This is a genomic window from Cloacibacillus sp., from assembly GCA_036655895.1.
Lineage (GTDB): Bacteria > Synergistota > Synergistia > Synergistales > Synergistaceae > JAVVPF01.
In genome coordinates, this window is sequence record JAVVPF010000056.1 from 1 (window position 1) to 7555 (window position 7555).

At 47.2% G+C, this 7555-nt stretch carries 6 protein-coding genes; all 6 read left to right on the forward strand.

The genetic code is table 11. From position 1 onward, the window contains the following. Positions 1-93 precede the first annotated feature (93 nt). Positions 94-2673 carry a CRISPR-associated helicase Cas3' gene (gene cas3, locus RRY12_12030; protein ID MEG2185401.1) on the forward strand — a complete coding sequence of 860 codons (2580 nt, stop codon included), beginning with the start codon at positions 94-96 and terminating at the stop codon, positions 2671-2673. Then, positions 2673-3392 carry a type I-C CRISPR-associated protein Cas5c gene (gene cas5c / locus RRY12_12035; GenBank protein ID MEG2185402.1) on the forward strand — a complete coding sequence of 240 codons (720 nt, stop codon included), beginning with the start codon at positions 2673-2675 and terminating at the stop codon, positions 3390-3392. The genes cas3 and cas5c overlap by 1 nt, the downstream gene beginning before the upstream one ends. A gap of 5 nt (positions 3393-3397) precedes the next feature. Then, positions 3398-5329, forward strand: a complete 1932-nt coding sequence (gene cas8c / locus RRY12_12040) for a type I-C CRISPR-associated protein Cas8c/Csd1 (protein MEG2185403.1) — start codon at positions 3398-3400, stop codon at positions 5327-5329. 13 nt (positions 5330-5342) lie between these two features. After that, a complete protein-coding gene (gene cas7c, locus RRY12_12045; protein ID MEG2185404.1) occupies positions 5343-6164 on the forward strand; it encodes a type I-C CRISPR-associated protein Cas7/Csd2 in 822 nt (273 codons plus the stop codon). 15 nt (positions 6165-6179) lie between these two features. Further along, on the forward strand, positions 6180-6866 hold the full coding sequence (gene cas4 / locus RRY12_12050; GenBank protein ID MEG2185405.1) for a CRISPR-associated protein Cas4: 687 nt from the start codon (positions 6180-6182) through the stop codon (positions 6864-6866). Positions 6867-6868: 2 nt separating this feature from the next. Further along, on the forward strand, positions 6869-7555 hold a 687-nt coding region (gene cas1, locus RRY12_12055; GenBank protein MEG2185406.1), incomplete at its 3' end, for a CRISPR-associated endonuclease Cas1.

Consider the following 7555-nt stretch of genomic DNA (forward strand, 5'->3'; position numbering starts at 1 on the left):
TAGAACATTTGATTGATTTTTAGCGTTCGTAACCATGATTCATAAAAATGTGCACAAGTCGGATGAATAATATTCAGCGGATGAGGTATAAGAATGAATCAGGAAGAATACATAGCGCATTTTCGTTATGGAGAACCTCCTTCCCAAAGTGTAGAGGATCATCTTTTGGGAACTGCGGCGTTAGCCCGCCAATACGCAGCCGCCATTGACTTAGGTGACATGGGCGAATTGCTGGGGCTTCTCCATGATTGGGGCAAGTATTCCGGTAGTTTCCAACAGTACATAAAAAGTTCGTCCGGTTTTTTAGATCAGGACAGTGACGATGACGGCTCTTCTATAACAGGCAAAACGAAAAAACCATTACCCATGAAGGGGAAAATAGACCACTCGACAGCGGGCGCCCAGTTTGTGTGGAAAAAACCGAACTGTGATGGCCCGGATTGGATCAAAAAGATTTTCGCGGAGATGACGGCTCTTATTATTGCCGGGCATCATGGCGGTCTCATGGATATCTCCTCTGACGGTGACGATCTTCTTGCCATAAGGATGAACAAAGATGATGAGAAGACGCATCTCACAGAAATAGAACCCAAAATCTCACCACAAGTCTCTGCGTGTGTGGATGAATTACTCTGTTCCGGCCTGATGTTTTTAAAACTTAAAGAACTTATATTAGAAATCAAAAAAATAGAAGATGATATCACAGCGGAATCTATCAAAAAGTTGGGGCATATAGGGGACGAGTCCTCTATGAAACTAAGCTGCGAGCAAATTAAAACAGCCGGTAAGGCGCGGCTATGGTTCGCGTTGGGCTGCCTGACGAAATTACTATTTAGTGTTTTGGTAGATGCCGACCGCTGTGATACTGTGGATTTTTGTGTAGATAAAGCTGCCGAGACCAGGCAGAACTCGAACTACACAGAATGGTCGGTCATGTCAGAGCGACTTGAACGATACCTGTCTTGTTTTTCCACAGACGGCGCCGTCAATCAAATTCGCCGAAATATTTCAGATCGCTGCCTTGAGGCGGCACAAAAAGGCCGGCGCGGTATTTTTACTCTCACCGTTCCTACCGGCGGTGGGAAAACGCTGGCTAGCATGAGGTTTGCGATTGAATTGGCAAAATGTTCCCTTCATGATGCCCATCCCATTGAACGAATTATTTACGTTATCCCCTATACAACCATTATCGATCAGAACGCGGCCAAGGCGCGCGAGGTGCTTGAGACAGATGCGGACCGCGGGAGGATCGTGCTTGAATGCCATTCAAACCTGCTTGAAGAAAATGAGACATGGGAGGGCAAGCTCCTATCCGAAAACTGGGATGCCCCTGTTGTCTTCACCACCAACGTTCAATTTCTTGAGTCTCTTTTTTCCGGTGGAACAAAGAACGTCAGGCGAATGCATCAGTTGGCGCATTCGGTGATTATTTTCGATGAAATACAGACACTGCCGATAAAAACAGTACATCTGTTCTGTGGCGCGCTGAATTTTCTGGTTGAACATTGCGGAACTACAGCTCTTCTTTGCACTGCTACGCAGCCGCTGCTTAACGGTGTATCAAAAGATTACGGCGCTCTGCGCTACGGAGCGGAGGATGAGATTATCCCTAACGCAAGTGAACTCTTTGAAGCCCTCAAAAGGGTGGAGATAAAGAACTGCGTCAAGCCCGGCGGCTATTCCATCAATGAATTAAGCGACATGGTAATCGAAAAGCAAGGTGTTCATAGATCCGCCCTTGCCATCGTAAATACGACGACCGTTGCCAGGAAGCTTTATGGTGATATCAGAGCGAAGCTTGAGGCTGAGGCTGAGATCAAAGTCGTCCATCTAAGCGCTCAGATGTGCCCGGCCCACCGCAAGGTGGTTCTGGACAATATCAATGCGCTACTGAAGGCCGGTGCGCCTCTGATATGTGTCTCTACGCAGGTGATGGAGGCTGGCGTTGACGTAGATTTTGGGTGTGGGATACGATCACTTGCGGGTTTTGATTCGATGGTACAGGCTGCAGGGCGCTGCAATAGGGAGGGGCGAAACAAAAAGATAGCCCCGCTGTTTATTGTCAATCCCGTCGATGAGAAGATTGACAAACTTGTGGATATCAAAGAGGGGCGTCGCGTCGCAGAAAGGATATTAAACGAAATTCCCTCAACGACGACAGGGACGCCGTCGGATATTCTTTCACTCGAAAATATATCGCGCTATTTTAGATATTATTTTTACGCGCGTCATGAAGAGATGAGATATAACGTGAATACAGCGGATCGAGACGATAATTTATTTAATCTCCTTTCGTTGAATGCCAAAACAAAAACGCCTCCTGCGCGAAAGCTCAGGCAGGCATTCGCAACAGCTGGGAATCTGTTTAATGTCATTGAGGCGCCGACAAAGGGTGTTATCGTTCAATATGGCGAGGGAAGGGAGCTCGTGGATCAACTGACTGTCAATACAGATTCCGCAGAGGTGAAGAAGCTGCTTCATAGATCCCAGCGCTTTTCGGTGAACGTATATCCATATCAGCTTGATGCTCTCGTTAAATCTGGTGGGGTGTATAAACAATCTATCTGCGGTGCAAGCGGAGCTGAGGTTTGGATACTTGCCGCCGAATTCTATAGCGATGAGTTTGGGCTCAGCACTGAGCAAGTCGGAAAACTGAAATTGGAGGTGACGTAGTGGAGAACAGAATTTCTTTTAAGGTTCGAGGAAAATTTGCCCTTTTCACGGACCCGGTAACGAAAATCGGAGGCGAAAAGTGCACCTATCAGGTGCCCACATATGAGGCCCTTCGCGGTGTAGCTCGTTCTGTCTATTGGAAGCCGACTTTTATATGGCGAATAGACAAAGTGCGGGTCATCAACCAGATACGGACTCAGACAAAAGGGGTCAAGCCGCTGAACTATAGCGGGGGCAATAGTCTGGCCTTCTACACTTATCTGGCGGACGTCGAATATCATGTGCAGGCGCACTTTGAGTGGAATCCGTTGGCCTCTGAGCTTGCCGCGGACCGCAATGACAACAAGCATTATCTCATGCTGAAGCGGTATCTTGAACGCGGCGGAACGCGCGATATATTCCTTGGGGCACGCGAATGTCAGGGATATGTGGAACCTATTGAATGGAGCGACAAACCGGAAGGATTTTATAAGGATGTGGACGAAGTTTCTTTCGGGTTGATGTTCCACAGCTTTCTTTATCCGGAGGAATCTGGAAAAAACGAGCTTTACAGCCGTTTCTGGTATCCGAAGATGCGCTGTGGTGAAATTGATTTTGCCGGACATGACGGAGAGTTGATCTCAAAATTTGTGCACCCGATGAAGGGGACTCAGTTCATAGATAAGCGTAATCATGATGCTCGAACGTTTGATGCTGCAAATGTGGAGGCATTATCATGAGCTGGATGCAGCGACTTGAAGAAACTTACGAAAACGCCTATAAAAGACGCGAGAACTTCAACTCATTGCCCGTCCCACCCGCGCATGTTGAGCAGCAGGCACACATTGAGGTGGTATTGGATGGTGAGGGGAATTTTCTCACGGCCTCCGTTGTAAATAAAGAGGCGACGCTCATTCCGGCGACAGAGGCCTCCGCCGGCAGGACGAGTGGTGGTGAGCCGCACCCCTTGTGCGACAAAATACAGTATACAGCGGGAGACTACAAGGCGCACGGAGGGATTTCCAACGCTTATTTCGATGACTTTAAGAGCGGAAACGAAACGAAAGCCGGATATTTGTCGCTGTTGTCTGCGTGGAATGATTTTTATGACCATCCAATGCTTAAGGCAATATATAAATATGTCACCAAAAGATGCCTAATAGCGGACCTTGTGGCCTCGAAGGTATTGTTTCTCGACGAAAAGGGTAATCTTCTCACTGAATGGAATGGCAAGGAGACACCCTCTATATTTAAAGTTCTGACAAAAAAGAAGGATAAATCAGGCGAGAGCGTTTATGACCAGGGCGGTGCGCTTGTACGCTGGTGCGTCCAGATTCCAGGGCGGTTGGAAGATAAGGTTTGGGAGTGCGCCGAACTGGCGGAGTCCTGGATCCGTTTCAATGGATCTCGCCAGAGTGAGAGTTCTCTATGCTATATCAGTGGAGAAGAAAAACCGTATGCGGTAAATCATCCTGCCCGACTGCGCTATTCAGGCGACAAGGCAAAGCTTATCTCAGCTAACGACCTTAACGGTTATACTTTCAGGGGACGCTTTGTCTCGCCGGAAGAGGCCTGTACTGTTGGTTACGATGTTACACAGAAGGCGCATTCGGCTCTTAGATGGCTCATTGAGCAGCAGGGCTTTAAAAACGACAGCCAGGTAATTGTCGCCTGGGCTGTCAGTAACGCGAAAATACCGCCTCTATGTGAATCAAGCGATGATCTTTTTTTAGATTCTCTGGATGAGTCGGAAGAAACAGAGAATCTTTCCGGCAATAATATTGAAGATATTGGCGCCTCGTATGCAAAGAGACTCAACAAGAAATTGGCCGGATATAAGAAAGAGCTGAAAGACAGAGACGACATCGTAGTCATGGCGCTGGATTCCGCGACCCCAGGAAGAATGGCTATCACCTATTATCAGGAGATAAAAGGCTCTGATTTCCTAGCCCGCGTTGAGGATTATCACAAAAAATACGCGTGGCGGCAGCATTTTGGAAAAGATAAAGAGTTTATAGGAGCCCCATCCATCTATGATATTGCACAACTTGCCTTTGCCGGCAAGACCGCACCGATATTACTGAAAGCGACGGTATCTAGATTGCTTCCTGTTATTTCAGAGGGCCGTGCCTTTCCACTAGACCTGCTTCTTGCGGTCTGTCGCAGGACGGCGCAGCCTCAATCTATGGAACGGTGGGAATTTGAAAAAATACTTGGCGTGGCCTGTGGACTTTATTCAGGCTGCCACCCAGAGAGGAGATATAAGATGGCACTTGAAGAGGATAGGACAACGCGCGATTATCTTTACGGAAGGCTTCTTGCTGTAGCTGATAAACTTGAGGGAAGGGCGCTGTATATTGCGGGAGAAAGCCGCGATACCTCCGCAATTAAGTTAATGGCGCGATTTGCCGAAAAACCGTCAGAAACATGGAGGCAGATAGAGATAAACCTGCTGCCTTACTGCAGCCGCCTTCAGGCAAGAGCGGAAAAAGAATTAACGGCCTTTAATATACAGATGGATAAAATATATTCGGCCTTTAGGCCAGGAGAATTTAAGGATAATTCACCGCTTTCGTCAGAATTTCTCCTTGGGTTCCACTGCCAGCGTTATGAATTATGGAACAATCAGAAAAGTAATGAGACACCAAATGTCGCATCCGAAAATAAAAAAGACTAGGGAGGAATAGCAGATGGCACTGTCGAACAAAATTGATTTTGCAGTAATATTTTCCGTCAAGAACGCAAACCCTAACGGAGATCCCCTGAACAGCAACAGACCAAGGATCAGCTATGATGGTATAGGCGAGGTATCTGACGTCTGCCTAAAACGTAAAATAAGAGACAGGCTGCTTGAAGATGGTCTGGAGATATTCGTTCAGTCCGACGATCGTAAAATTGATGACGCGACATCTTTAAAAGCAAGGGCTGATGTTGTTTTAAATAAAAAAATGACGAAGAGTGAGACAGAGAAGGCAGTGTGCGAAAAATGGTTTGATGTGCGCGCGTTTGGCCAGGTTTTCGCATATAAAGGCGCGAAGAACGATGACCCCGGGGTCTCCATAGGTATCCGCGGTCCGGTGACTGTGCAGACGGCTTTCTCAATGTCACCGATATCCATTACCAGCATACAAATTACAAAAAGCGTCAACGGTGAAGATACCAAAGACGGCAAAAAAGCATCAGACACAATGGGAATGAAGCACCGTGTAGATTCTGGCATCTATGTATTCTTCGGAAGCATTAATCCTCAGCTTGCTGAAAAAACTGGCTTCAGCGAAGAAGACGCGATGAAAATAAAAGAAGTACTGCCTAAACTCTTTGAGAACGACGCTTCATCCGCCAGGCCTGATGGCACAATGAAGGTTGAAAAGGTTTTCTGGTGGAAGCACACTTGTAAAAGCGGCCAGTATTCCTCAGCAAGGGTTCACGGCTCCCTTAAGGTAGAACCAGATGGTACGTATGCCATTTCCCCGCTTGAGGGGCTGGTGCCGGAAGAGATCCCTGGATTTTAACCGCGATTAACGTTGATGTATTCCGATGACGACCTCATTCTGATATCCGGCCTGCAGCATCTGACTTTCTGTGAGAGACAGTGGATGCTTATCCATGTCGAACAGCTGTGGGCCGAAAATCTTCTTACCATTGAGGGCGACCACCTGCATCAGAATGTTCATCAAATTGGAAGCGAAAGCCGCGGCTCTGTAAAACTCGCCTCGGGTCTCCAGCTGTGTTCCTCAAGACTTGGCCTTTACGGTGTGGCCGACATGGTCGAGTTTCACCGTGACGACGAAAACGGCGTCATCATCCCAGCGTTTAAAGATAAGACAAAAAAATGGCAGCCGTATCCTATTGAATACAAAAGAGGCCGCAAACGCTGGGATACCGCAGATGAAGTGCAGATGTGCGCACAGGCCATATGTCTTGAAGAGATGTTGGGCTGCAAGATCGAAGAGGGAGCTTTATTTTATGGCGAACCAAAACGGAGGACGCAGATATCACTTACCGCAAAACTTCGTGAGGAAGTGGAGGCCAAATGCGCGAGAGCACGCCAGCTTGCCGCCGGCCTCTCACCGCCAGTCTATACGCCTGGAAAACAGTGCAAAAACTGCTCCATGCAGGAGTACTGCATGCCTGACGAAACTCGATTCTCGGACAGGTCGCGCAAATATTGTGAGAGTCTTTTTAAGTTAAAAGACGGATTTATTGGAGAATAACAATGAAAAGATTGCTCAACAGCCTCTTTGTGATGACTCAAGGCGCGTGGCTTTCTCAAAAAGGTGAAAATATCATAGTCCATCTGAATAAAGAAGAAAGCCGCGCATTTCCTCTGCACCTCTTTGATTCTGTGCTTTGTTTCGGGCAGGTGAACGTAACGCCCCCTCTTTTAGGTTTCTGTGCGGAAAACGGTGTGCCCATTACTTTTTTCACGGAATATGGGAAATTTTTAGCCTCGGTGCACGGGCCTGTCAGTGGAAACGTCCTTCTCCGCAAAGAACAATACCGGATATCGGATGCCGCATTACGCAGCGTCTGCATCGTGCGTTCTCTACTAGCGGCCAAAATCAACAATAGCCGGACCGTTCTTCAGCGTTTTTTAAGAGACCATCCGCAAGATGGGCCGATAGAGAAGAAATTTAGGGAAAATATAGCTCAGCTTGAAGGGTATCTTGCGCAGCTTCGCGACAAAAATGATATAGAGGAGATGCGCGGAATAGAGGGCATCTCCGCAAGGCTCTATTTTGATCTCTTCGATACTCTTATAGTTCAGCAGAAGGACGATTTTATTTTTATTGATGATGGAAGAGCTGGAACTCATTTAAATGGATACTCAGTTTTAAGTTATACAGATTTTATTAAACAGCCAGTATCAAATAAGCTTGTTACAATCGCAATTGCGAATAGT

Coding starts and splice junctions, on each gene's coding strand:
- cas8c (MEG2185403.1), top strand. CDS start 3,398: ATGCAGCGACTTGAAGAAACTTACGAAAACGCCTATAAAAGACGCGAG.
- cas4 (MEG2185405.1), top strand. CDS start 6,180: ATGTATTCCGATGACGACCTCATTCTGATATCCGGCCTGCAGCATCTG.
- cas3 (MEG2185401.1), top strand. CDS start 94: ATGAATCAGGAAGAATACATAGCGCATTTTCGTTATGGAGAACCTCCT.
- cas7c (MEG2185404.1), top strand. CDS start 5,343: ATGGCACTGTCGAACAAAATTGATTTTGCAGTAATATTTTCCGTCAAG.